We start from the raw sequence: 22,904 nt of genomic DNA, 5'->3' as shown, positions 1-22,904 counted from the left end.
TGGTGGCGGTGAACTGCAGTCCGCTTGCCTGGGGCATGTCTTCGGTCCCTGAAGAGAGGTATGTATTTTCCGGGCTCATCCTGAGCGCGTTCGATTATAACGATCAGGGCCCCGAATGTAACCCCGCACTCCACAGGTTGAGAGGTTGACCCCAAACCCATTCTGCTGCACTCTCTGATTCACTCAATCTGGTTTCATTACGCAACCAATTAACACTACAAAGAGCAATGGAGAATGACGGTGAGCGATTACACAAACCACGCAGTTGTGCTTAAGCAGCGCCCTCAGGGCGAGATTCAGGACGGCGACCTGGCCATGGAAGAGCGACCCGTTCGCGCCCCGGGAGATGGCGAAGTCGTCGCCCAGGTGCTCTGGCTGTCGCTCGACCCTTACATGCGCCCCCGCATGAATGATGCAAAAGGTTACATGGACCCGATCGCCATTGATGAGCCGATTGTGGGTGAGAGCGTGGCACGAATCGTGGAATCCCGTTCCAGCACACTCAAGGTCGGTGATCTGGTCACCTGTTATTCCGGGTGGCAGGAATACGTAACCTTTCCGGCCGATGCGCCGATGGTTTACAAGATCTACCCAAAAGACAAGGTACCTCTGCAAACCTATCTGGGCGTCGCGGGTATGCCAGGGCGCACCGGCTACTGCGGCCTCACCTATGTCGGCAAACCCAACGCCGGTGAAACGGTGGTGGTGTCCGCCGCCTCCGGTCCGGTTGGCACGGTGGTGGGTCAAACCGCCAAAAAAGAAGGCTGCCGCGTAGTCGGCGTAGCCGGTGGGCCTGAAAAATGCCGTTTTGTGGTTGAGGAACTGGGTTTCGATGCCTGCGTGGACTACAAAGCCGGGAATCTGGAAACTGACCTGAAAGCGGCCTGCCCTGACGGCATCGATATCTATTTCGAGAACGTTGGCGGTGCGGTTACTCGCGCGGTTGCTCCACTACTGAATGAGGGCGCGCGCGTACCTATCTGTGGCTATGTATCAGCTTACAACGCCACCAACATCGCCGAGGTAGAAACGCCGTTCCACGTTCTGAAGGCGCTGGACCCGGTGCCCGAGCACCGCTTCTTTCTGGTCACGGAATGGCAGGACAAGCATCAGGAAATTACCAACACCCTGACCAATCGAATAGCCGCCGGTGAACTGAAATATCGGGAAACCCATGCCGAAGGGCTGGAGAGTGCGATTGAGGCATTCAAGGGTATGCTGAAGGGCAAGAACTTTGGCAAACAGCTGGTGCATGTGGCTGATTGAGCACGATTTGTCGGATTACGCGCCGCGGGGCGGCGCTAATCCGACCTACGCTCTGCAACGGATCAGGCGTTGACGCTTAGCAGCACTTTGCCGGTGTTTTTGTTGGCGGCCACGTAGGCCATGGCTTCCGCCGCTTCTTCGATTGGCCAATCGCTGTCGATCATCGGTTCAATCTGACCTGAACCCAGCAGCGGCCACACATGGCGATGCAACGCCTGCATGACGTCCCCTTTTACAGCCACCGGCCGCGACCTCAGGGTTGACCCGATCAGGCGATGACGCTTCATCAACATCATTCCCAGGTCCACTTCGGCTGAGCGCCCGCCCATCAGACCAATCAATACGATGCGACCGTCGGCGTTCAGAACTTTCTGGTCATCCGCAATGTAGCTGCCGCCAACCGGGTCCAGCACCATATCGATACCACCCCACTGGCGCACTGCGTCCACGAACGAGCCGTTGCGGCGATTCCAGGTGCCGCTTGCACCTAACTTCTGGCACACCGCCAGTTTCTCATCGTCACCGGCGGTGGCAAAAACCGGGTTGCCGAAAGCGGTAGCAAGCTGGATAACGGCGGTGCCCAGGCCGCTGGCCGCTGCGTGCAGCAACACTTTCTCACCCGGTTGCAGGGCAGCCTCCTGATAGAGATTCAGCCAGGCCGTGGCGAACACTTCCGGTACCGCCGCCGCCTGCTTCAGGGATAGTCCTTTGGGCACCGGCAGCACCTGAACCGCCGGTACCATCACGCGGGTTGCGTATCCGCCACCGGTTAACAGGGCACATACCTCGTCACCGACGTTAAAGCCGCTCACGCCCTCACCAACCTCGGCGATGGTGCCGCTGACTTCCAGGCCCAAAATGTCCGACGCACCCGGCGGTGGCGGATACGCGCCCGCCCTCTGCATCAGGTCGGCTCGATTGATCGCGGTCCATGCCACATCAATGCTGACGTGCCCTTCCGGCAACTCCGCAGGTGCTTCACGCGGCTCCCACGCCAATTCGTCACCGACAACCCTGATCGCCTTCATCATCATTCTGCATGCTCCGGTGGTTCATTGCTGATGGGGGAGCATAACACGAACTTTACTCGCGTTTGGACAGCCCCAAGCTGTGGTCTTCAGCCACGTCTATCACAATATCTGCCCGCGACGGCATCTCCGCGAGGCACCGCCGGGTGATGCGCTCGTAATGCATGACAAAACGGGCCACCTCATCGTCGGTCATAATTCTCAGAGGTTGTACGCTACCACCCTCCTTTGGTGCATCTCCGAGGCGGCGAGCCAGCTTATGCTCCTGCAGCGTGCGCCATTCCAGTACGCACTCCATGGACGGCGCATTCAGCATGATCAGAGTGTCCATCCGTTCGAAAAACGCCCGGTAACCGTCATCCAGGCAGTCATTCACATAGTGACGCCAGATCGCATCCGGATCTTCCGACAACTCAAGTGCGTTCACTGGGGCAGACAGCTCGCGGCGATCCTTCACCGGCACAGCCCCCATACACCAGCCCTCGACCAGCACCACGTCGGCCGGCCCTTCAAATCCGGGCCACTGATCTTCGGAAAGCCTGTCATCAATCGCCTTGTCAAAGACCGGCACAGGAACCCGCGTTCCGGCACTCGCGGCGAGCAATTGATCCAGCACCCGCTCCCCAAGCCCGACATCGTGCGTGCCCGGCACTCCACGGGTCAGCAGCAGTGGGTGAACGCTCTGGGCCAGGTGTTCACGTTCAACCTTGGTGAGATAGATATCATCCAGCGAGAAGCTGGCCGTGCGCACGTTGAAATGGTGGTCAAGAAGCTGTTTGAGAAACAGCGTCAATGTGGACTTTCCGGTGCCCTGAGCGCCGTGAACGCCGACAATCACCGCGGCCTGTTTTTGCTGGAACTGCTCGGCAATGTGTTCCGCCAGCGGCAGAATGGTCCGCTCTACGGTGCTTACGTAGGATGGAGGCAGAGCTTCCTGATCGATCAGCGCCTGAACGGTTTCGAGAACGGATTGATCCATTACGGTGACGGTCCTGTGAGCAATGTGTTTTCATGATCTGAACAGAGCAGGTTTGTACCAGATGGGAGTATAGACGTTACATGAGCATAAACGGTTTTCAGGTCAACCATCGGTATCTCTCGCTTCCGGGCAGCTTTTACACCCGTGCGCAGCCAACGCCGCTGAAAGACGCCCGCATGGTGTGTTTCAACCATGACCGAGCACGTGATCGCCCTGCGTTTCCCCCGGACTGGGGGAAGCGCCTCAACATCAGTTGCTCGTCTTAATCTCGATTAAGAGTGTCAGACGGCCTTGGCGGCAATGATCTTCTCGTGCCACTCGGCCGGGCCGGTCTGGTGAACCGAGGAGCCTTTGGAGTCCACCGCCACGGTTACCGGCATGTCTTCCACTTCAAACTCATAGATGGCTTCCATACCCAGTTCCGGGAAAGCCACCACCTCGGCGTTTTTGATGGCCTTGGACACCAGGTACGCGGAACCGCCCACGGCCATCAGGTAAACCGCATCGAACTCGCGAATGGCGTCAATCGCCACCTGGCCACGCTCAGCTTTGCCGATCATGCCGGTCAGGCCGGTTTTTTCCAGCATGGTGCGGGTGAACTTGTCCATCCGCGTGGCGGTGGTGGGGCCAGCCGGGCCGACCACTTCTTCACGGACCGGATCTACCGGGCCGACGTAATAGATGAAGCGGCCCTTCATGCTCACCGGCAGCTCTTCACCGTTCTCGATCATGTCCACCATCTTTTTATGGGCGGCGTCTCGGCCGGTCAGCATCTTACCGGACAGCAATACGGTTTCGCCCGGCTGCCAGTCTTTTACGTCTTCCGGAGTGACGGTATCCAGGTTCACCCGGCGCACGCTGTCACCCACTTCCCAGGTGATTTCCGGCCAGTCGTCCAGGCTCGGCGGCGTTTGCAGTGAAGGGCCGGAGCCGTCCAGCACAAAGTGCGCGTGGCGGGTGGCGGCACAGTTCGGAATGATCGCCACTGGCTTATTGGCGGCGTGGGTGGGGTAATCCTTCACTTTCACATCCAGCACCGTGGTCAGGCCACCCAGGCCTTGGGCACCAATACCCAGCTCGTTCACTTTGTCGAACAGCTCCAGGCGCAGCTCTTCGGAGCGATCGGACGCGCCACGGGCCTGTAGGTCGTGAATATCAATCGGATCCAGCAGGGATTCTTTCGCCATTTCCATCGCTTTCTCGGCGGTACCGCCAATACCGATGCCGAGCATGCCCGGCGGACACCAGCCCGCGCCCATCTGCGGTACCATTTTCAGCACCCAGTCCACCACCGAGTCCGACGGGTTCAGCATGGCGAATTTGGACTTGGCCTCTGAGCCACCACCCTTAGCGGCTACGTGCACATCCACGGTATTACCCGGCACAATCTTATAGTGGATAATGGCCGGGGTGTTGTCCTTGGTGTTGGTGCGCTTGCCGTCCGGGTCCGCCAGAATAGAGGCGCGCAGCACGTTGTCCGGATGCATATAGGCGCGGCGTACGCCTTCATTAATAATGTCGTCCAGCGCCATGTCGGCATCCCACTGCACCTCCATACCTACCGTGACAAACACCGTCACAATGCCGGTGTCCTGGCACAGTGGCCGCTTACCCTGGGCGCACATGCGCGAGTTGATCAGGATCTGCGCCATCGCATCCTTGGCCGCCTGGGACTCTTCCTTCTGATAGGCCTCGTACACAGCCTGAATAAAGTCTTTCGGGTGGTAGTAGGAAATGAACTGCAGCGCGTCCGCTACGCTCTCGATCAGGTCGTCCTGGCGGATTACGGTGGTCATAGGCGTCTCATCAGTTTGGGTTTATAGAGGCAAAAATTGGAAGCCGGAGTTTACCAGAAACCGCCGGGACGGGGCATGCGACAGACGTTGAAAAAAGGTACCATCCTAATTAATTAACCAACAACAAGATCAGGAGACACCGTGACCGATCTCGTCCTCACCGAAAAACAGGGCCAGGTACTGGTGGTTCGCATCAACCGGCCAGACCGTAAAAACGCCCTCACCCACGCCATGTACACCGCTCTCGGTGACGCCGTTGAACAGGCCCACGCCGATGCTGATATCCGTTGCGTACTGTTCACCGGCAATGACGAATGCTTCACCGCCGGCAACGATCTCAGCGATTTCGCGGCGGGCCTGCCTGGTGACTTCGAAGAAACTCCAGTCGGCCGTTTCCTGTTCCTGCTGGCCTGCGCCAACAAACCCGTGGTTGCCGCCGTTAACGGCCCGGCGGTCGGCATCGGCACCACCATGCTGCTGCACTGCGATCTGGTGTTCGCCGGAAACAACACCCGCTTCCAGATGCCGTTCGCCAATCTTGGCCTGTGCCCGGAAGGCGGGTCCAGCCTGCTGCTGCCCACCTGGCTAGGCCGGGTACGCGCAGCGGAACTGCTGATGCTCGGCAGTGCATTCACCGCCGAAGACGCCGACCGCCTGGGGCTGATCAACCGGATATGTGACCCGGCAGACACCGAAACCACCGCCCTGGACGCCTGCCACAAACTGGCCGCCCAGGCCCCCGCCGCCATCCGCGCCACCAAAGAACTGCTCAACCGCCCGACGCGGGAGCAACTGAAGGACACCATGCTCGCCGAGGGGGAACAGTTTGCCGAACGCCTGAAATCTCCAGAAGCCGCTGAAGCGTTCAAAGCCTTCATGGAAAAGCGCAAACCCGACTTCTCAAAGTTTGACTGAGCGCCCCGGCGAAACTCGACAAACGCCTAAGCGCCAACTATTTTTGGTTCAGGCCAATCTCCAACCGTGCGGGAAGGCTTCGAAAAGCCAGAATCACACTTTTGGCTGATCAACTGTTGCCATACTGTCGCTATAGTCAAAGTTACAGAAATTGGCACAAAGCGCTGGCTACAACAATTTCAGACAACCGAATTAGAAGAACAGGCCTCTGACAAAGGGTTTACCGGACCAGACCGGACCGGCCCCGTCACTGGCCGACCATAACGACACAACAACAGGAAAAGGTTCCACACCCATGTTCAAGAAAACACTATTAAGTCTTGCGGTGGCGTCGTCCCTTGGGCTGACGGGGTGCTTTGATAGCGCCGGGTCGGGGAAGAATGCGAATCCGGAGTATAAGATCAGTAACCCAGCCATTGACGGGAAAACCTGGCCGCTTTTTAATCCGGTGACCAGTGAGCTTCCGGTTCCTAATGATTTGATCTTTGATTCGGTAGCCAGCGATGGGACCTTCCGTGTTACGGACACTGCTCCGCCTGTTACCACTGCCCTGAATTCCCTGAGTGGTGCCTCTACCGTCGCCCCGCCAGTCGTCCAGTTTAATGGACAGATTGATGCCGACACGGTTGTCGCCAATCAATCCGTATTCCTGATTGAGCTTGCCTACGCAAGTGGCGACCCGGTGCAGGGTTTAGGCGCGGGAGAGCCCCCAACACTGGAGCTGGCCATTAGCGGTCCCAGTGCGCTACCCCAGTTCCAGACTGAAGTAGTATCCCTCGATGGAACTTCAGCCATCAGGATTTTGCCGCTCAAGCCGCTTAATCCCCGCAAGCGCTATATTGTTGCCGTCACCAAGGATATTACGGACATAAATGGTGACGCCACCATCCAATCCCCCTCCTACAACAACCTGACCGACGAAACCCAGCCGCTGGGCACAGCCACTCTGGCACCTGTCAGGACACTGATTAACAGTCTGTGGGAGCCCATTGCCGAAGCCTATTTCGGTGCCGTTGGCGCTGGGCTGACTTCGGACGACATCGCCCTGAGCTACAGCTTCACGACGTCCAACGATGAGAAGGTGCTGCAATATATTGCTGAACCCCAGGCCTGGTTTGCCGACCAATTGACCACCTTCCTGCGTGTGTCCGCCGCCAAAGCCGTGGTGAACGGCCAACTTGACCTGAACGCTGATGAGACAGTGGACTTCAGCGATGTAAACCTTGCCGCTGATGGCGCTGTGGCGGGATTCCCGGATGAGGATACGCAGGCGGCCCTTGCCACGTTGTTCGAAGGTGGAGCACCCTGTGACGGCCAAACTGACCAGGACGCTATTGAGTGTGTTGGCGTCAACCTGGCCGCCGCACCGAGCGCCATGGGCGGTTTCGCCGACCTGCTGCCAACTCCAGCCGCCGGCACTGTCACCGCATCGGCAGACGATGCGCAGGATGCCACCTCAGTATCGGTTTTGCTTACCAACTTCCTGGACCCAGGCGATGTCAATGTTGTTCAGGGTACCATCACCCTGCCCTATTACCTGGGTACCAGTGGTGCGGAGCTGGTGACCAATTCTTGGCAGGCCGATGACACACTGGCATCTGCCATGAACACAGCTTTCGCAGATCTCGGGCTGGAGATTCCCCAGGCCGACCCCACGGTCTCCACTACGGTGAATTACATCTTCCCGTTCCCCAAGGAAACCGAGGAAGTGATGGTGCCCATGCTGGTCATTTATCCTACTGGCGCCGCGATGGACGGCACCACGCCCGTGGTGGTCTTCCAACACGGCATTACCACTGACCGCAGCGCCGCCCTGGCGTTCGGCAGTTCCTTGGCCAATGCCACCGGAACCGCCGTTGTAGCCATTGACCAGCCTCTGCACGGTGTTTCGCCATTTTCGGTCGATGACCAGTTGGAACTTGCCGGCACTTTGCTGGAGGCCAGCGACCCGGCCCTGAATACTGAAGAAAATCGTGAGGCGGTAGTCGACCAGTTGTTCTCCGTTGGAGTAACAATCAACATAGACAGTCAGTGTAACGAGACCATTACCGATCCGTCTGACGAAGACCAGATTGCGGCAGCCCAAGCCTCAATCCTTGCCGGAGACTGTGGGCCGGATGCACAGGCGTCTCTCGCTGGCGCACTGGGCATAGAAAGCACTGTTGCCCGGGCCGGAAGCACCATTCCCGGCCTGGAGCCCACTGGCAACGAGCGTCATTTCAACCTCACTGCCGACGCCAACAACCAGCCAACTCCAATGGTGTTCGATCCCGAGAACGCGGTTGGCTCTTCCGGCAGCCTGTTCATCAACCTGTCCAACTTCCTGACTGGCCGGGACAACCTGCGACAGGGATCCGTTGACCTGATGAACTTGCGCGCGTCCTTGGGTGAAATCGACTTAGACGACAATGGCACCGGCGACCTGGCTACCGACAACGTGTTCTTCATCGGCCACTCCCTGGGCACCGTGAACGGCACGCCTTATGTGGCATCCGTCAACGCCAACCAGGTTCAGTTCGGAGGCGTGAAGACTTCCGACGATATCTTTGCCGCCAACATGCTGACTCCGGGCGGTGGCATTGTTCGCCTGCTGGAAAATTCCCCGACATTCTCTCCTGCAATTCTTGGTGGGCTTGCTGCCGCAGCGGGTCTTGAGCAAGGCGATGCCAACCTGGAAACCTACTTTAACGTCTTCCAGGCGGCCCTCGACACGGTTGACCCGATCAACTTCGCTGACAACCTGCTGACCTCCAGCACCCCCACCCTGCTGTCCGAAATAGTGGGTGATACGGTGATCCCGAACGACGCATTCCCGGACACACTGGGTAACGCCTTCCAGGCCCCGTTGGCTGGTACCGAGCCACTGGCGACCGAGCTTGAGGCAACCACCGTCGCCACTGGCAATGTAGTACTTGATCCGGCAGGTATCACTCGCTACATCGAAGGTAATCATGGCACGCCCGTGTTCCCTTCCACTGGCACAACGGAAGAAAGCCGGGTGTTTGGTGAAATGGTTGGGCAGGCAGCTTCGTTCTTTTTCTTAAACGGCGGAGCTTCAGTGGACGTCACGGATAGCGGAGTCATCCAGCAGGACTAGACAAACATTCCCGCTGTTTCGACCACTAACCAAGAGCCCCGCATTTGCGGGGCTCCTTTTTATCGCCTTGTTACCAACCAGACAGAAACCACAGCCACACGCCCTTCTCGGCTCACTAAGTCCGTTATGCTTAGAGTGAACCCACGGCGACCCTGCTGATTTAACGACGCTTTTTCAATATACTTAAACCAGAATGAATCGCCCCGGAAGAAATTGACGCCAGGAGAACGCGCTTTGACTACGCCCATCGACAAGTACCTTAATATCCTCTCAAAGAACGATGGTTCCGATCTATACCTGAGTACCGGAGCACCACCCTGTGCGAAGTTTCAGGGAACCTTGAAGCCCCTGTCTCGCGAAGCTCTGAAGCCAGGAGAAGTTGCTGACATTGCTCACAACATTATGGACAGTGAGCAGCGGGAAGTATTCAGCAACGATCTGGAGATGAATCTGGCCATTTCTCTGCCAGGCATCGGCCGGTTTCGCATTAATATATTCAGGCAGCGTAACGAAGTTGCGATCGTCGCCCGTAATATCAACACAGACATACCCAACTTTGACGACCTTGGGTTGCCGCCCATTCTGAAAGATCTGGTAGTGAGCAAGCGCGGGCTGATGCTCTTTGTAGGCGGTACCGGCTCTGGTAAATCAACCTCGCTGGCGGCTCTGATTGACTACCGTAACAGTAACGTAGGTGGCCATATCATCACCATTGAGGATCCGGTTGAGTTCGTTCACAAGCATAAGAAGTCGATCATCAACCAGCGTGAGGTTGGGGTCGATACCCGCAGCTTTAAAAATGCCTTGAAGAATACTCTGCGTCAGGCACCGGACGTTATTCTGATTGGCGAAATTCGCGATCGTGAGACAATGGAGCATGCACTGGAGTTTGCTGAAACCGGGCACCTCGCCATTTCTACCCTGCATGCCAACAACGCAAACCAGGCGCTTGAACGCATTATCAACCTGTTTCCAGATGAGAAGCGGCCGGCGCTGCTGATGAGCCTGGCCCAGAATATACGGGGTTTTGTCTCCCAGCGGTTGGTGCCAACGGCTGATGGTAAACGCTGTGCGGCAGTGGAAGTGCTGCTGGGCACCAAAACCATACAGGAAATGATACTCAAGAACCGGTTGCCAGAAATTAAAGAAATCATGGAAAAGTCCGAGAACCTGGGCATGCAAACATTTGATGCTGCGTTGTTCAAACTTTTCGAGGCCGGTCGGGTAACCCTCGAAGATGCAATTGCGAATGCCGATTCACCAAATAATCTCAGACTACGGATCAAACTCTCCCAAGGCGAGAGCGCACCCGGGGCTGGGAACGAATCGACATCAGGCAAACAGTCTTTGTCCATTAATGATCTGACGCTGGAGGACATCGAGGAAGAGGGCGATGACGAGGATGCTGCACCACTCTGATCGAGGACTTTTCAGACTACACCTCAAGAGGTGCACGAAAAAGCCAGTGGCCAAGGGCCACTGGCTGAAACTCACTCCATACTCTCATACTCATCCTGAGTAAGCTGACCATCCCCGTCCGTATCTTTCTCCATCATCATGTCACGGGTTTGCTGGCCGGACATCTTGGCTTCACCTGGATTACCGGCAGCCGTGCTTCCGTGCAGGTTCAACTCGTCTTCGGTCAGCATGCCGTCCTGGTTTGCGTCCATTTCGTTGAACGATCCAGAGCGCATGCCCTGCCCGGCGGAACCGGTGCTTTGCTCATCCATGGTATCGCTGGCGCTACCGCCGGTGGCCTCTTTTCCCATGTCGCTGGAATCGGCGGCGTAAACGGCGGGTACGGCTAACGCCAGGGACATCAGGGCGGACAGGCTAAGGGTTTTTATGTTCATCAGGCACCTCCTTGATCATTTTTTGATCTATGGTTAACTGCCATTCCATTAAAGCCCTGGGGCACCTGAATTACCAATGACGCTTTATTAACCTTGCCACGCCTTTAGATCATTAAAGAATGTCGCTGTTGTCCGACCCCAACTTGCTGCCGATATTGCCCGTGGCACAGGGCGTTTGGCTGAACTTGATGGGGAAGCCGATTTGCCGTTGTTCGCTGCCATCGCCACGGGGTACACCCATCACCATGTCCCGAGCCTTTAACTGCGGGTGATCCGCCGCTTCGGAGATGGTCAGCACGGGCTCCACGCAAGCGTCCTGCTCCTGGAATACCTGTTGCCATTCCGCCAATGGCTTTTCAGCGATTTTTGCTTTCAGCGCCGCCTTAAGCTTTTGCTGGTGTTCCGGGTTCTGGCTCTGGGCGTAGCTTTTCAGTTCACCCAGGCCAAGCGTGTCACACAGGCGGGCGGAGAACTGCGGCTCCAGGCTGCCGATTGACAGCCAGCGGTCATCGGCGGTCTGGTAGTAGTCGTAGAAACTGCCACCATTGAGCAGGCTACTTTCCGGCATCTGCTCCTGGCCGCCCGCCAGGCAGGCAGCGCCAGACATGGCGTTCAGCGCAAAGGCCGCGTCGGTCATGCTGATATCGATGAACTGCCCTTCCCCGGTTTGCTGGCGATGAACGACCGCCGCCAACAAGCCCATGACGGCGTGGTGCGAACCGCCGGCCACATCGGCAATCTGGATACCCATGGGCGGCGGCCCACTGTCAGCACGGCCGCAGTGGCTGGATACGCCCGCCAGTGCCAGGTAGTTGATGTCGTGGCCGGCGCGACTGGCATAGGGGCCGGTCTGGCCGTAGCCGGTAATGGCGCAGTAGATCAGCCCGGGGTTGATGGCTTTCAGGGTGTCGTAACCGATACCAAGCCGGTCCATGACGCCGGGGCGGAACTGCTCGATGACGACGTCGTATTCGCGCACCAGATCTTTGATGATGTCGGTACTGCCGTCTTTTTTCAGGTCCAGCCCGAGCGATCGTTTACCCCGATTAAGGAAGCCGTGCGCGGTACTCACACCACCATCGTGGGGCGGCATCACACGGGTCAGGTCCATCCGGCCCGGGGCTTCCACGCGCAGAACATCGGCCCCCATGTCCGCCAATAACATGGTGGCGTAGGGTCCGGGTAACAGGGTGCTGAAATCGAGAACTTTTAATGAGGTCAGTGGACCTGCCATGGGTGTCTCCTTGTCGGTTGTTCCGCCTATCGTGACGATTTTTCCCGATCAGGCCAACTACGGGTTCCGTCAATTGGGTTGACCATTTCTACCAGCGTTTGCGCCCTAAGGCGGTTGCATTGTTGCGCGGGGGTTTTATGATGGACTTCGTTTTCCAAAGAATTGCGAGTGGCATGTCCAACCTGACGGTTTCAAGGCATTTTGTAGAAGCAGCCCTGATGGGCGCAGAGCGCGCCGGTTTCAACACCCGGGATATGCTGCAGGAAGCTGGCATTGCTCCGGATTTGCTGAAAATCGAGAAGGCCCGGGTGAACAGCGATCAGTTCAGCCGCCTGATGCAGGTACTCTGGACTTGTATGGATGACGAGTTCATGGGGCTGGGGCCCCGCCAGTGCCGCGCAGGCACCTTTGCCACCATGTGCGCGCTGGTCATCGACTGCCCCACACTGGAAGCGGTCTACCGTCAGGCATTTCAGTTTTCAAGGCTGTTCGAGCCCATGGTGTCCATGGAGCTGCGAGTCAAAGACGACGCTGCTCAGCTGGTCACGGCGATCGAGGGGGACATCAGCGATCCTCAGTATTTCATGCGGGAAAGCCTGCTGGTCATCTGGCACCGCCTGGGCAGTTGGCTGATCGGCCAGCCCGTGGAGCTTATGAAGGCAGAATTTGATTACCCCTGTCCTGCACATGGCGATGAGTACCGGCACATTTTCCACTGCCCGCTGGCGTTTGATTCCAGCCGCACGGCGCTGACCTTCGACAAGCGCTTTCTTTCAGCACCGGTGATCCGCGACCGGTCGGAAATGCATCAGTTTCTGAAAACCTCACCGGCGGATTTACTGTCACGGCCCGATGAGAGCAACACGTTTACCGGCCGAATCCGGACGCTGATTGGCCGGGATTTTTCCCGGCCGTTGCCGGATTTCGAATGGATCGCCTCGGCGTTGCACACCAGCCCGCAAACCCTGCGACGCAGGCTCAAGCAGGAGAACACCTCGTTTCAGGAGATCAAGGATTTGCTACGGCGGGATATGGCGATCTATTATCTCGGCCGGCAGGACCTGCCGATCAATGACATCGCCAGCAAGGTCGGGTTCACCGAGCCTTCGACATTCCACCGTGCGTTCAAGAAATGGACGGGGGTAACCCCCGGTGCCTATCGCGGCGGAGAACGCCAGGCAACCGGGGGCGAATAATTCAGCTCGGGGCCTGAAGTGTCCGGATCAAACGCCCCAGGGTACTGGCGATTTCTTCGGCCCGGTTTTGGTCAGGACTCAGCTTCATCAACCGGGAACCGTCTCTGGGATCGTATACCCAACAGGCGGCGGCCTGGCAATCCCACTGCACCTGGGGGCTTACGCCATAGACGTCGAGGGACTGGGTGCTCTTACTCACCCGGTCATCGCTTTCCCGGGCAGACTCCTGAATCTCGATTCGGCTGTCATCGGACGCAACCCGATAACTCACGTCTGCCGGGGCATCAAGCCGTACAATTCGCTGATCCGCTCGCCAACTGGCCAGATCCAGCAAGCTGTTCAGGTGAAGGGTCAGAGCTTTGCGGTCAGAGTCCACCAAATAGAGACTTCTCAAATCGCTCGGTGCCTGTTCGCCGGCCGGCTCGATAACGGCCACCGGTTCGCCCTCGTCCGACCGGTTATGCTCTTTTCTTGAGCGTTCGTCGCGCTTTTTTTCAATGTCGGTGATCCGCTTGAGAGCGTCCTGATAATGGTTCCCTTCCGCACCTGCCCGGCCAATATAGTTTTCCAACGCTGACTGCGCTTCGTTCAAGTGGCTGGATTCCTGCATCACCCGCCCGCGGAAATAGTAATAATCCACCGGTTTGTCGCCTTCCAGGCGCTGCAGCCGATTGAGGTAACCTCCGGCCTCGCCCCAGTTACCGTTTGACACGGCCTCTTCTGTTGCGAGCATCAGGCGGTGCACCTCATGCTCCGGTGCCAACGATGTGCCTTGGGCCCCCAGGCTCACCAGCAGTGAGGCCAGAACCAGACCACGAAGCCCGCCACAAAACCCGCCACGACCCCCTTCACGAACCCCGCGCCGCCCTGAGCAAAATACGTTAACCATGACCATTTACTCCTGCTGATTGTCCGCAATTTCTTTTTTAACACGCACCCCGAGTTCCACAAAGCGGTTGGCCTGAGACACCAGGTTGCCCCGGCCCCGGGTCAGGGTGTTCATGGCTGCGTCGTAACTGCCCTGTGCCGTATGCAACTGGGTGCCAAGCTTCTCCATCGACTCGACAAACACCCGCAATTTGTCATAGACCGCTCCGGCGCGATCGGCAATCTGCCGAGCGTTCTGGCTTTGCCGCTCATAACGCCAAATGTTTTCAATGGTTCTCAGTGTAGCCAGTAACGTGGTCGGTGTTACCACAATAATCTTTCGTTCAAAGGCTTCTGAGAAGAGGTTCTCGTCTTGCTGGAAGGCCGCCACAAATGCCGGCTCAATGGGCATGAACAGAAACACGAAATCCGGCGAGTGAAGCCCGTTCAACTGACTGTAGTCTTTCTCGCTGAGCGTCCGGATATGGGTTCGTACTGCCTCCACGTGCTGACGCAGCAGATCCCCTCTGGCGGCATCGTCTTCTTCGTTGGCCCACCGTTGGTAGGCTACCAGGGAGACTTTGGAATCCACCACCAGATGGCGCTTGTCAGGCAGGTTGACGATGACATCCGGCCGCAGTAACTGCTTGTCACTGTCTCGGTAGCTGCCCTGAGTGTCGTACTCTATGCCCTTGCGCAGGCCCGAACGCTCCAGCACCCGCTCCAGAATCAGCTCACCCCAGTTGCCCTGAATTTTTTTGTCACCTTTCAAAGCGCTGGCAAGGTTAGCAGCCTCTTCTGTGATCTGTCGGTTAAGGTCCTGTAAGGATTTGATTTCACTTCGCAACGCTTGGCGGTCGCGGGTTTCGGAGGTGTATACGTCTTCCACCCGCTTGCGGAAATCCTGTAACTGATCCCGGAAGGGATTGAGCAACGTGTCCAGGCTGGTGCGGGTCTGCTGGCTGAAGCGCTCGCTTTTCTGATCAAAAATCCGATTGGCCAGGTTTTCAAATTCCTGTTTCAACGCCTCCCGGTTGCGTTCAAGTAAGGCGACTTTTTCAGACGCGGCACGTCTCTCCGTCGCCAGTGTCACATCGTGCTCACGCAAGGTCACACGGGCATCGCCAAGTTCGGCCACCAGAGTCTCTATCCGCTGTGCCTGATCGCTGTTCTCCAGCTCCAGGCGGACCACCCGGGCCCTACCACTTCTGACCAGCAAGACAACCAGCACCCCCACGATCACGACAAGCGCCGTCACCGCCCAGACGACGACAGGCTGGTTCTGGATAGTCTCTGTAATAGCTTCGGGCACATTTTCCTCCTGTGCGTTACATCCACCTATGGGCTCAGATCGTAATATAAACTAAAAGGGAAGAGTGTTCCGGTCGGGTGCCCCAAATCACCCACACAGCTGAAAATCTACGTAAAATTGTAAAACTTTCCTACCCTTAACCAACTGTAAAGCGAACACACACATCGGTTGTTGTATACTACGGCAGCAAGTATCTTACTGCAGGAATTTGCACGTCTTCACGGCGAGCCCGGGTTTTCAGGCATCCAGGTTCGCAGGCTCAGGGATCTTACATGTTATCAACGCATTTCGTTTGCGGTAGGCCGCTGGCTGCCCTCGCTTTTTTGATTGCGCTTTCAGGTTGTTCCGCGGACCGCTATATGATGGTACCGAAGAATAATCTTGAAGAGATCAAAGGGTCCGTGCAGGTTCAGCGTGCCACGCTGGTGACCATGGAAAGCAACGCCCGCAACCGTCACGAAAAGCTGGTGGAAACAAACACCGAGTCGACTCAGAGCATCCTGCAGGCGATTGAGCAAAAAATTGAAAAGCCCACCTGCCCTGTCGTTTCCGCCCGGGCCTGCCCACCACCTTCCGCCACCGATATAGGCTCGAAAGGCCGCGCTGACCGGCTTAAAGGCAAGGTCATTGTGGGTGAGCTTGAGAAGCTTTACCTCGCTGGCCCGGGCCTGATCTACAACGCCCGCATCGATAGCGGTGCCGAAACCTCCTCTCTGGATGCGCGCAATATTCAGCGGTTCGAACGGGATGGCAGTAACTGGGTGCGCTTTGAAGTGCCGGTCCCCAATACCGACGATTTAGTCAGCATGGAGAAGGAGGTGTCTCGTCGCGTAAGGGTCATTCAGAGCAGCGCCGACGAAGCCGACCGTCGCGTGGTGGTTGAGCTGCAGTTTGCGATTGGTGATCACCAGCAAGTCGCCGAATTCACGCTGACGGATCGCTCACACCTTTCCCACACCGTGCTGATCGGTCGCAACATACTCAGAGATGTCATGCTGATAGACGTTGGCAAAGAATTCGCGACTGAACTCCCGGATTCTCTGATCAACCAGAACGGAGATGAATCGTGAAATCCCGCTCGCGCGTTCCGTTTTTTGCCGCCATTGCCCTGTTGATCATTGCGGGTATTTCCATAGCCACCTGGCGACACATTGAGATCGGCATCCCATGGCTGACCGGTGAGCAGCAACCGGTCTGGATGGTTGAGGCCCGCATCGATTTCGAGGCAAGCGGTGAGCCTCTCCTGGCCAGCCTGAACATTCCCGAACAATCCCCCGGTTTCCGCATTCTTTCTGAGCAGGCCGCCTCTCCGGGGTTCGGCTTTTCTATCGTCGATCAAGACGGCACCAGGCGCGCTGAGTGGACCAAGCGTGACGTTTCCGGTGAGCAAACGCTGTACTTCAAGACCCAGTTCATTCCAGACCCGGGTGCCAACCCCGACCGCCCCCATCGCGCGCCAAAACCAATGGCGGTGTTCTGGGAAGAACCTCAGGCGACGGCCGTGAGGGAGGTGCTACAGCAGGCGGAGGAGCGCTCCAGCACGCCAGAAAGCATGACCCGCGAACTCATCCGCCTGATGCAGCCGAAAGACACTCAGGCCCAGAACACCACGCTGCTGGTATCGGGCACTAACTACCTTGATTTGCTGGTTCGCATGCTCAACCATGCGGGCATCTCAGCCCGAACCGCCGATGGCCTGATTCTGGAAGATGCACGCCGCCGGCAGCCTCTGAGCCCCTACCTTCAAATTTATGACGGCGAAGAGTGGCTGACGTTTGATCCCGAAACCGGGGAGCAAGGCTTGCCTGAAGACGTTCTGTTGTGGCGACAGGGCGCGGATTCCCTGCTGGATGTGACCGGGGGCGGCGCATCCAATGTCAGCTTCTCGATGCTGCGGCAGACCATTCCCGCTATCCAGTTGGCCGCCATGCAGGCGGAAGACAACGGCCTGGGCTTCCTGAGCCTCTACCAACTGCCGGTAGAGGAGCAGAGTATGTTCCGCATGCTACTATTGTTGCCTCTCGGGGCGTTGATGGTAGCGTTCATGCGGATTGTGATTGGTATTCGCACCTCCGGTACGTTCATGCCGGTGCTGATCGCAGTTGCCTTTGTGCAGACAACGCTCGTTCCGGGGCTGATTGCCTTCACATCCGTGGTCGCCATTGGTCTGCTGATGCGAAGTTACCTGTCCAGCCTCAACCTGCTGCTGGTCTCTCGCATATCCGCATTGATTATTCTGGTGATCTTCATTACCGCCGGGCTCAGTATTGCCGGCTACCATATGGGCTTCAATACCGGGATGACCGTGACCTTTTTCCCCATGGTGATCATTGCCTGGACGATCGAGCGCATGTCGATCCTCTGGGAAGAGGAAGGTGCCCATGAAGTTCTGGTGCAGGGTGCGGGCAGCCTGTTTGTCGCCATCTGTGCGTTCCTGGTCATGGACGCACCTCTTTCTCGCCACCTGACCTTCAATTTCCCCGAACTGCATTTCGCAGTACTGGGGCTGATTCTGTTGATGGGCCAGTACACTGGCTACAAGCTCAGCGAACTTCGTCGATTCACACCGATGAAGGCTTACGACTGATGAACTGGATTTCACCGCGCGCCCTGACGCGAATGGGCATGCTCAACATGAACCGGCGGAATGTGGATTACATTTCCCGGTACAATGATCGTACATCCTATCCGCTGGTCGACAACAAGCTGAAAACCAAGCTCGCGGTTGCGGAATACGGCGTGAAAACGCCAAAGCTGCTGCAGGTCGTCCGACAACAGCATGAGATTCCCCACTTCCGCACCCTGGCCGAAGACCTCTATGGTTTTGCCATCAAGCCCGCCAAGGGCTCCGGCGGCAAAGGCATTACCGTGATCACCGGGCGCGACGGCGATGAATTCGTCAAGGCATCGGGCGCTCGTGTGCCTGCCAGCTACCTGGAGCGGCACTTGTCGAACATTCTTGCCGGGCTCTACTCGCTGGCCGGCACCCCGGACGTCGCCATTGTCGAAGACCTGGTGCAGTCGGTACCGGGGCTTGCCCGATACTCGTTCCAGGGTGTGCCTGACATCCGCATCATCATTTTCCAGGGCTACCCGGTAATGGCGATGTTGCGGCTGGCAACGAAGGCGTCCGATGGTAAAGCAAACCTTCATCAGGGTGCTGTCGGTGTTGGCCTGGATATCGGCAGCGGGCAAAGCCTGAATTCCGTTCAGTTCAACCGCCCCATCATGCTTCATCCTGACACCGGGCTTGCCCTGGAAAACATCAACATTGCCGACTGGGAAGAAATGCTGACCATGGCCTCTCGCTGCTATGAAGCAACCGGACTCGGCTATATGGGCGTGGATCTTGTGGTGGATGTCAATGAGGGCCCACTGCTGCTTGAACTGAATGCCCGGCCCGGGCTGGCGATTCAGATGGCCAACGGTCGCGGTCTGTTGCCACGCCTACGGGCGATTGAAAGCCTCAAAAAACACCATTTCACCCCGGAAACACGGGCACGCCACGCTATGGACATCTTCGCAAGCCGGCACTGAACCCCGGTTTCCTTGCTAAATATGCGTGAGGGAGCAAGCCTGAATGATAGGTCAGGCACAAAAAAACCGGAGCAGAAGCTCCGGTTTTTTTGTGTTCGCCAGTCGCTCGCTTTACAGCTTACCCTCGGCGATCAGTAGTTTACGCTCATGCGTCAGGCCCTTTAGTAGACCCCAAGTCATGATCAACAGAATGAGCGTGAACGGCAGACCGGCCGAAATAGCTGCGGCCTGTATCGCGCCCAGTGCATCTTCACCGCCGCCAAAGATCAGCGCTGCAGCAATGGCACCTTCCATTACAACCCAGAACACACGCTGAGCGGTCGGCGCGTCGGTTTTACCGCCGGCGGTGATGCTGTCAACAACCAGCGAGCCGGAGTCTGAAGAGGTCACGAAGAACACCAGCACCAGAACAATACCAATGAATGACAGGATGCCAGTGAATGGCAGGTTCGCAAACATCTGGAACATCGCCAGAGACACGTCGGTCAGGCCGTTCTCGGCCAGTTCACCCACCCCTTGCTGAATCTGCTCTAGCGCTGATCCACCAAAGGCGCTCATCCACACCACGGTGATGACCGTGGGAATAACCAGTACCGCTGTCACAAATTCGCGCACCGTGCGGCCCTTGGAGACCCGCGCGATAAACATACCAACGAACGGTGACCAGGAGATCCACCAGGCCCAATAGAACACGGTCCAGCCATGGAACCAGGTTTCGTCCTCACGACCAAACGGATTACTCAGGGGCACCACATTGGCTACGTAAGTGGACGACGTAATCCATATCGTTTCAATGATGGTCATGGTCGGGCCAGCGAATATGATAAAGAACAGCAGAATCGCCGCCAGCGCCATGTTGAAGTTACTGAGGAGCTTTACGCCGCCGTCGAGCCCCCGCAGGACAGAAATCAGTGCGACCAGCGTAACGCCAGTGATGATGGCCATCTGCACGTTGATGCCAGAAGACACCCCAAACAGATAATCGAGACCCGATGCCGCCTGCTGCGCACCAAAGCCCAGTGAGGTTGCAAGACCAAAGATTGTGGCAACCACCGCCAACACATCAATGATATGGCCCGGCCAGCCCCAAACACGGTCCTTCAGTAGCGGGAAAAATGCGGAGCGGATGGTCAGTGGCATACCTTTGTTGTACGCAAAGAACGCCAGCGACAGAGCAACAACCGCGTAGATTGCCCAAGGGTGAAGACCCCAGTGGTACATCGTGCCACCCATGGCCATATCCAGCGCCTCGGGCGTGTTGGCCTCCACGTTAAACGGTGTTCCGTACCAGCCCGTATAGTAGGCCACAGGTTCCGCTACCGCCCAGAACATCAGGCCAATGCCCATACCGGCAGCAAATAGCATGGAAAACCACGATAACGTCGAAAACTCAGGCTTGGCGTCCATACCGCCAATGCGGATCTTGCCAACTGGCAGAAAGATCAATGCGATGCTGACCACCACAAAGACGTTGGCACTGAGCAGGAAAAACCAGTCAAACGACTCGATGATGCTGAGCTTCGCACCATCAAGCAACTCTTTCGACTGCCCCGGAAACATCAAAGTCCCGACAACAAACAGAATCACCAGTACCGCAGTAATCGGAAAAACCGGTGTATGCAAATCGAGGCCAAAGGGTTTGACATTATCCTGGCCTGCGACGTAATCCGTCTGGTACTCGTCTTTTACAACGTCGCCCACGTTTGGCGCCTCCTGTTCGGATTGATTACTGAAAATTAAGGTTCAAAGGTTACAAGAACGCAAGTCTAGTAGTTTGAACTCAAAACATCAAAGACGTGACAAAGGATCATCGACGGGCAAAGCGTAGACCAAAATGCCCATTACCATCTGCCTGAGCAGGCAAAGTATCGGACCACCGCACACCTGACATTTAATTTCGGTACACTCACCTGCAACTTAATGGCGAAACACGAGGACATGATGGAGAAAACCAGAACCTTCCCCATGCGGTACACCGCCTTCGCATTGAGCGTACTGGGACTGCTGATCACCTTGCCACTCAGCCTCTCTATCGGCGGCTGGTATATCCTGCCGTTAATGTTCGGTGTGCTGACCGTGATGGGAGTTTGGGACGTTTCTCAGCGACGGCGTACGGTCAGCCGGAACTACCCAATCCTCGCCAATGTGCGATATTTTCTCGAATCCATCGGGCCGGAAATTCGTCAGTACTTTATCCAGTCGGATACGGAAGAGCGCCCCTTTTCGAGGGAACAGCGCACCATTGTTTACCAGCGTGCCAAGGACGTTCTGGACAAGCGTCCCTTTGGCTCCCAGCTGGGCATGTACGACGAAGGCTATGAGTGGATGAACCACTCCCTGAAACCCGCCCAGTTGACCAACAGTGATTTTCGCATATTGATCGGAAAGCAATGCGCAAAACCCTACAGCGCCAGCGTGTTCAACATCTCAGCCATGAGCTTCGGCTCGCTTTCCGCCAACGCGATACTGAGCCTCAACGCTGGTGCCAATAAGGGCCACTTTTATCATGACACCGGTGAAGGCTCTATTTCCCGCTACCACCGGGAACCCGGCGGGGATCTGGTATGGGAAATCGGGTCCGGCTATTTCGGCTGCCGCCACCCGGACGGCACTTTCAGCGAAGACATGTTCGTCGCCAATGCCACACTCGACCAGGTAAAAATGATAGAGCTCAAACTATCTCAGGGGGCAAAACCCGGTCATGGTGGCATATTACCGGGAGCCAAAGTGACACCGGAAATTGCGGAAGCCAGAGGTGTTGCCGTAGGCGAGGATGTCGTCTCACCTGCCAGCCATTCAGCCTTCAGCACTCCCATCGAACTGTTGGAGTTCATCGAACGCCTTAGAGAACTCTCTGGCGGCAAACCGGTCGGTTTCAAACTGGCGATCGGACACCCCTGGGAGTGGTTTGCCATTGTCAAAGCGATGATTCAGACCGGCAAAAAGCCTGACTTTATTGTGGTAGACGGCGGCGAAGGCGGCACCGGCGCAGCCCCTCTGGAATTCATTAACCGATTGGGCATGCCGATGCAGGAAGCCCTTCTGCTGGTTCACAACACGCTTGTGGGCACTCATCTCAGAGAGGACATCGCCATTGGTGCCGCCGGCAAGATCACTTCGGCCTTCAACATCGCTCGCACCCTGGCGCTCGGTGCCGACTGGTGTAACTCCGCCCGCGGCTATATGTTCGCCCTGGGCTGTATCCAGGCGCTGAACTGCCATACCGGGCGTTGCCCCAGTGGCGTGGCCACCCAGGATCCCAGCCGGGGAAACAAACTGGATGTGTCGGACAAGAGCCAGCGAGTCTACAACTTCCATAAGAACACGCTGAACGCGCTGCAAAACCTGCTGGAGGCATCGGGGCTGAATCACCCCTCCGAGCTGGGCCCCGAGCACATCATTCGGCGCACCTCGAAGACCGAGGCGCAGTCCTACATGGACCTGCTGCCCTTTCTCACGCCCGGAGCCCTGCTGGAGGGCAAAACCGGTCTGCGGGTGTTTGACAAGTACTGGCCCGAAGCCCGGCCCGAAACCTTTGCGCCCCCGGAATTTGTTCTTCAGTTACGGGAAACCAAGTTGCACTGAAACTTGCGGAGAACCGATAAAACACTGTTTATTTTTGCACAGGCCTGGTGTAGACTTCGCTCCCGCTAAGCCACTGAGATAACACTCAACTTTGAGTGAGACCTTGGTGGAGAGCCAGCCAGACCCTAGTTCTGGAGAGCCGGTTCTGATTTAGCGTTTCGGGGCGTAGCGCAGCTTGGTAGCGCACTTGCATGGGGTGCAAGGGGTCGTAGGTTCAAATCCTACCGTCCCGACCAATT

Annotated in this window: 18 protein-coding genes and 1 tRNA gene; 11 read left to right on the top strand and 8 right to left on the bottom strand. The window is 57.1% G+C overall.

Annotation, left to right across the window (positions count from 1 at the left end; translation table 11 throughout):
- Positions 1 to 240 precede the first annotated feature (240 nt).
- Positions 241 to 1,266 (top strand): NADP-dependent oxidoreductase, encoded by a 1,026-nt coding sequence (locus WD429_RS10760; protein WP_368422173.1) that lies wholly within the window; start codon positions 241 to 243, stop codon positions 1,264 to 1,266.
- A gap of 62 nt (positions 1,267 to 1,328) precedes the next feature.
- Here WD429_RS10760 and WD429_RS10755 read toward each other — a convergent pair whose 3' ends face one another.
- Positions 1,329 to 2,294 (bottom strand): NAD(P)H-quinone oxidoreductase, encoded by a 966-nt coding sequence (locus WD429_RS10755; protein ID WP_368422176.1) that lies wholly within the window; start codon positions 2,292 to 2,294, stop codon positions 1,329 to 1,331.
- Between the two features lie 55 nt (positions 2,295 to 2,349).
- Positions 2,350 to 3,273 carry a hypothetical protein gene (locus WD429_RS10750; protein ID WP_368422172.1) on the bottom strand — a complete coding sequence of 308 codons (924 nt, stop codon included), beginning with the start codon at positions 3,271 to 3,273 and terminating at the stop codon, positions 2,350 to 2,352.
- A gap of 80 nt (positions 3,274 to 3,353) precedes the next feature.
- On the opposite strand from WD429_RS10750, the gene WD429_RS10745 reads away from it, so the two are divergent.
- Entirely contained in the window at positions 3,354 to 3,539 is a 186-nt protein-coding gene (locus tag WD429_RS10745; protein WP_368422171.1) for a hypothetical protein, read from the top strand.
- 15 nt (positions 3,540 to 3,554) lie between these two features.
- On the opposite strand, the gene WD429_RS10740 is transcribed toward WD429_RS10745, so the two are convergent.
- Complete coding sequence (locus tag WD429_RS10740) at positions 3,555 to 5,069, bottom strand: fumarate hydratase (protein ID WP_368422170.1); 1,515 nt, start codon at positions 5,067 to 5,069, stop codon at positions 3,555 to 3,557.
- A 141-nt stretch (positions 5,070 to 5,210) separates the two neighbouring features.
- Between WD429_RS10740 and WD429_RS10735 the strand changes: the two genes are divergently transcribed.
- The 3 genes from WD429_RS10735 to WD429_RS10725 all read left to right on the top strand — a co-directional run bounded on the left by WD429_RS10735 (position 5,211) and on the right by WD429_RS10725 (position 10,500).
- Positions 5,211 to 5,984: an enoyl-CoA hydratase gene (locus WD429_RS10735; protein WP_368422169.1), complete on the top strand. Its 774-nt coding sequence runs from the start codon at positions 5,211 to 5,213 to the stop codon at positions 5,982 to 5,984.
- Positions 5,985 to 6,279: 295 nt separating this feature from the next.
- Positions 6,280 to 9,081: a hypothetical protein gene (locus WD429_RS10730; RefSeq protein WP_368422168.1), complete on the top strand. Its 2,802-nt coding sequence runs from the start codon at positions 6,280 to 6,282 to the stop codon at positions 9,079 to 9,081.
- Positions 9,082 to 9,315: 234 nt separating this feature from the next.
- A complete protein-coding gene (locus WD429_RS10725; RefSeq protein ID WP_368422167.1) occupies positions 9,316 to 10,500 on the top strand; it encodes a PilT/PilU family type 4a pilus ATPase in 1,185 nt (394 codons plus the stop codon).
- Positions 10,501 to 10,571: 71 nt separating this feature from the next.
- Here WD429_RS10725 and WD429_RS10720 read toward each other — a convergent pair whose 3' ends face one another.
- Together WD429_RS10720 and WD429_RS10715 are read right to left on the bottom strand one after the other, a co-directional pair.
- Positions 10,572 to 10,934, bottom strand: a complete 363-nt coding sequence (locus WD429_RS10720) for an EF-hand domain-containing protein (RefSeq protein WP_368422166.1) — start codon at positions 10,932 to 10,934, stop codon at positions 10,572 to 10,574.
- A gap of 112 nt (positions 10,935 to 11,046) precedes the next feature.
- Positions 11,047 to 12,168, bottom strand: a complete 1,122-nt coding sequence (locus tag WD429_RS10715; RefSeq protein WP_368422165.1) for a CaiB/BaiF CoA transferase family protein — start codon at positions 12,166 to 12,168, stop codon at positions 11,047 to 11,049.
- A gap of 173 nt (positions 12,169 to 12,341) precedes the next feature.
- Here WD429_RS10715 and WD429_RS10710 point away from each other — a divergent pair, with 173 nt between their 5' ends.
- Entirely contained in the window at positions 12,342 to 13,364 is a 1,023-nt protein-coding gene (locus WD429_RS10710) for an AraC family transcriptional regulator (protein ID WP_368422175.1), read from the top strand.
- 1 nt (position 13,365) lies between these two features.
- Here the strand turns inward: WD429_RS10710 and WD429_RS10705 are convergent, their stop codons facing one another.
- Positions 13,366 to 14,253 carry a hypothetical protein gene (locus tag WD429_RS10705; protein WP_368422164.1) on the bottom strand — a complete coding sequence of 296 codons (888 nt, stop codon included), beginning with the start codon at positions 14,251 to 14,253 and terminating at the stop codon, positions 13,366 to 13,368.
- A 6-nt stretch (positions 14,254 to 14,259) separates the two neighbouring features.
- On the bottom strand, positions 14,260 to 15,543 hold the full coding sequence (locus tag WD429_RS10700; RefSeq protein WP_368422163.1) for a DNA recombination protein RmuC: 1,284 nt from the start codon (positions 15,541 to 15,543) through the stop codon (positions 14,260 to 14,262).
- Between the two features lie 359 nt (positions 15,544 to 15,902).
- Here WD429_RS10700 and WD429_RS10695 point away from each other — a divergent pair, with 359 nt between their 5' ends.
- Genes WD429_RS10695 through WD429_RS10685 form a run of 3 tightly spaced genes read left to right on the top strand, consistent with a single transcriptional unit; the run spans position 15,903 to position 19,080 of the window.
- A complete protein-coding gene (locus tag WD429_RS10695; protein WP_368422162.1) occupies positions 15,903 to 16,613 on the top strand; it encodes an ATP-dependent zinc protease in 711 nt (236 codons plus the stop codon).
- Entirely contained in the window at positions 16,610 to 18,130 is a 1,521-nt protein-coding gene (locus WD429_RS10690) for an inactive transglutaminase family protein (RefSeq protein ID WP_368422161.1), read from the top strand. The genes WD429_RS10695 and WD429_RS10690 overlap by 4 nt, the downstream gene beginning before the upstream one ends.
- On the top strand, positions 18,130 to 19,080 hold the full coding sequence (locus WD429_RS10685) for an alpha-L-glutamate ligase-like protein (RefSeq protein ID WP_368422160.1): 951 nt from the start codon (positions 18,130 to 18,132) through the stop codon (positions 19,078 to 19,080). The genes WD429_RS10690 and WD429_RS10685 overlap by 1 nt, the downstream gene beginning before the upstream one ends.
- Positions 19,081 to 19,191: 111 nt before the next feature.
- On the opposite strand, the gene WD429_RS10680 is transcribed toward WD429_RS10685, so the two are convergent.
- Positions 19,192 to 20,781, bottom strand: coding sequence for a BCCT family transporter (locus tag WD429_RS10680; protein ID WP_368422159.1), 1,590 nt, complete (start codon positions 20,779 to 20,781; stop codon positions 19,192 to 19,194).
- A 240-nt stretch (positions 20,782 to 21,021) separates the two neighbouring features.
- Between WD429_RS10680 and WD429_RS10675 the strand changes: the two genes are divergently transcribed.
- Together WD429_RS10675 and WD429_RS10670 are read left to right on the top strand one after the other, a co-directional pair.
- Positions 21,022 to 22,665, top strand: coding sequence for an FMN-binding glutamate synthase family protein (locus WD429_RS10675; RefSeq protein ID WP_368422174.1), 1,644 nt, complete (start codon positions 21,022 to 21,024; stop codon positions 22,663 to 22,665).
- Between the two features lie 159 nt (positions 22,666 to 22,824).
- Positions 22,825 to 22,901 (top strand) — tRNA-Pro (locus WD429_RS10670).
- Positions 22,902 to 22,904 lie beyond the last annotated feature (3 nt).

The sequence above is a fragment of the Marinobacter sp. genome (genome assembly GCF_040904845.1).
Taxonomy (GTDB): domain Bacteria; phylum Pseudomonadota; class Gammaproteobacteria; order Pseudomonadales; family Oleiphilaceae; genus Marinobacter.
Note: the sequence above shows the minus strand (reverse complement) of the source record. Positions and strands in the feature narration are given on the sequence as shown.